2 protein-coding genes are annotated in these 3,226 nt (G+C 65.7%); both read left to right on the plus strand.

Annotated elements, in window-relative coordinates; all coding sequences use genetic code 11:
- Positions 1-1,806, plus strand: a 1,806-nt coding sequence (pglZ, locus tag QZY07_RS04485) for a BREX-1 system phosphatase PglZ type B (protein ID WP_295400120.1), incomplete at its 5' end; no start/stop codon positions are given.
- 79 nt (positions 1,807-1,885) lie between these two features.
- Positions 1,886-3,112: a BREX system Lon protease-like protein BrxL gene (gene brxL / locus QZY07_RS04490; protein ID WP_295400121.1), complete on the plus strand. Its 1,227-nt coding sequence runs from the start codon at positions 1,886-1,888 to the stop codon at positions 3,110-3,112.
- Positions 3,113-3,226: the final 114 nt, after the last annotated feature.

The raw sequence follows: 3,226 nt of genomic DNA on the forward strand, positions 1-3,226 counted from the left end.
CAGATCAACGCCGAGTGGCTGCACAGTCTGCTGGCGCCAAACCCCACGCGAGACCTGCTGGTGTGGATGAACGACCCCGAGGCGGCCCAGAAGCAATGGGGTAACACCCGCTGGAGCGTCTTCCTGAAACGCTGCAAGGCGGATTTCGGTTTTCATCCGGTGAATGACGGCCCCCTCGCCGCAGCCGAGCGGTTGGCCAATGGGGATGGCCAGTGGTCGGCCGTCGCGGAGCTTTACCGCGATTCGTTCACGAGCTTCCCCAACGTCTACGCGCGGCTGCTGAAGGTCCAGCCGCCGCAGGGACAGTTGGAGCTATTCGTTGAACCCTCGGCGCTGGCCGGCTATCCCCAGGTGAACGAGCAGGCAGAGGCCGCCCTGCGCTACGCGCTGTCAGCGTGCGGCGCCATGCCCTCCGACACGGCACGAGCGGCCGTTCTGGAGGCCGAACAGAAACATGGGGGACGGCGCGACTGGCTGTGGCGGCGGATGGGCTTGTCGCCGGTGGTGACGGCCCTGGGACACCTGGCGGAGCTGGCCACGCGCAGCCAGCCGCTCCCGACCGGGACAACACCCGAACAACTGGCCAGGAGCTATCAAGATGGCGGCTGGCGCGTGGATGCGGCGGCACTCCGCGCCCTGGGAGCCGTCCAGACCAAAGCCGATCTCGACGCGGTCGCCGCGGCCGTGCGCGCCCTCTATTTGCCCTGGATCGAGGAGTCCGCCAGGCGGTTGCAAGAGGCCACCAGGATCCTGGGTGGTTTTGGCGTGACGATACCAGCGAGCCTGAGCGAGGGGTCGGACGATGGGGTTTGCACGGTCTTCGTGGACGGTCTGCGCTACGACGTAGCGGTTGGGCTCAAGGAGCGCCTGGACAGGCTCGGCAAGGTCGAACTGGAGGCGCGCTGGACCAGCCTACCGTCGGTCACTGCCTCGGGCAAGGTGTGGTGCTCCCCCGTGGCGCACCTGGTCGCGGGCGACGCGGCCGACCAGGATTTCCTCCCGCGCGTGGCCAGCGATGGCAAGCCGCTCTCGGGACATCATTTCCGTCGGCTGCTCACTGAGCAGGGGATCCAGCCGCTGGACAGCCAGGCGACCGGAGATCCGACCGGCCGGGCCTGGACCGAGGCCGGGGATCTCGATCACTATGGCCATGCCCATGGAGTGCGTCTGGCGCGCGATCTCGACACCCAACTCGCCCAGGTACTGGAGCGCCTCTCCGAGCTACAGCAGGCGGGTTGGAAGCGGTTCCGCATCGTGACAGATCATGGGTGGCTGCTCCTCCCCGGCGGACTGCCCAAGTCCGAGCTGCCCAAACATCAGACCGAGACGACAGGGGGGCGCTGCGCCATCCTCAAGGACAGTGCGCACGGAACCTCGCTCACCTTTGGCTGGAGCTGGTGTGGCCAGGTTCAAGTCGCCTACGCGCCTGGTGTCTCCTGTTTCATCGCCGGGAACGACTACGCCCATGGCGGCCTGAGCCTGCAGGAGTGCCTGGTGCCAGTCCTCTTCCTGGAGATCGCGGATGCCGGCGCGGCGGACCTGAAGGCCGAGATTCGCGCCCTGACCTGGAAGGGGCTGCGCTGCATCGTCGCGGTCGAGACCCTGGCCGAGGGACTTCAGATCGACATCCGGACCAAGGCGGCCTTGGCCTCGACCTCGCTGGCGGCCAGTGTGAAGACGCTGGAGGGTGGCAAGGCCAACCTCGCGGTGGCCGACGACGATCAGCTCGGTGCGGCGGCCGTGGTGGTGGTGCTTGGCCCCAACGGTGAGGTCGTGCAGAAGCAGGCGACCACCGTCGGCGGTTGACTCACCCTCACCTCCGGCCCCGCCCGCAGAGGAAAGGGGTGTTTCTGACCGACTTCGAGATGAACCCAAGGAATTTCTGATGCAACTCGATGACCTGGATAGCAAAGCGACAGCGGCCTTCGAGGGCTATGTCGTGCGCAAGGACTTGGTACGAACCTTCAGCCGGCAGTTTCCCGTGCCGACCTATGTCGTGGAATTCCTCTTGGGCCGCTACTGCGCCACCACCGATGAGACCGAGATCCAGGAGGGTCTGGACATCGTCCAGCGACAACTGGGCTCGCGCACGGTCAAGGCAGGCGAGGAGGAGCTGTTCAAGGCGCGCGCCCGCGAGTCGGGCTCGGTCAAGATCATCGACCTCATCACGGCCCGTCTGGACGCGCGGAGCGACTCCTACATTGCCACCCTGCCGAGTCTGCGCCTCACCGATGTCCGCCTGACGCCGGAGCTGGTCAAGGACCACGAGCGGATGCTGACCGGCGGTTTCTACGCCGAGGTTACCCTCGGCTATGACGCATCCATCGCGCAGGAGAAGAACGGGCGTCCCTTCGGGGTCGAGTCGCTGCGCCCGATCCAGTTGTCTCAGCGCGAGGTGCTGGCGGTCCTGGCTCAAGGGCGTCAGGGGTTTTCCACCGCGGAGTGGCGCGACCTGCTGCTGCGCAGCGTCGGGTTCGAGCCCTCGACCCTATCCGAGCGCGCCAAGGATGCGCTGCTGCTGCGCATGGTGCCCTTCGTCGAGCGCAACTACAACCTGGTCGAACTCGGGCCGCGCGGGACCGGCAAGTCACACCTGTTCCAGCAGGTCTCGCCCTATGCCCATCTGATCTCCGGCGGCAAGGCCACGGTCGCGCGGATGTTCGTCAACAATGCCACCGGCCAGCGCGGGCTGGTCTGCCAGTACGACGTGGTCTGCTTCGACGAGGTGTCGGGCGTCTCCTTCGACCAGAAGGATGGCGTCAACATCATGAAGGGTTACATGGAGAGCGGCGAGTTCTCGCGGGGGAAGGAGAGCATCCGCGCCGACGGCTCGATCGTGCTGGTTGGCAACTTCGAGGTCGACGTGGAGCATCAGCAGCGCATTGGTCATTTGCTCGGCCCCTTGCCACCCGAGATGCGAAATGACACGGCCTTCATGGATCGCATCCATGGCTTTCTGCCCGGCTGGGACGTGCCGAAGCTCAATCCTGGGCTCTTCACGGAGCACTTCGGTCTGGTGAGCGACTTTCTGTCAGAGTGCTTCACCCAACTGCGCAACCAGAGTCGGGTGTCGGCGTTGCAGGGACGTGTCTACTGGGGCGGCGCCCCATAAGCGCCAACTTAACCGCACCGTTGACGCACTTGTGAGTTCATCATCTGCATGACCCTGGCCGGAACGGTTTGCAAGCGACGGCGGCGCGGACGTTCCTTGAGCACGTCGAGGCAG

Origin of the sequence: uncultured Thiocystis sp., from assembly GCF_903866365.1 — a bacterium.
GTDB lineage: Bacteria > Pseudomonadota > Gammaproteobacteria > Chromatiales > Chromatiaceae > Chromatium.

Coding starts and splice junctions, on each gene's coding strand:
- brxL (WP_295400121.1), top strand. CDS start 1,886: ATGCAACTCGATGACCTGGATAGCAAAGCGACAGCGGCCTTCGAGGGC.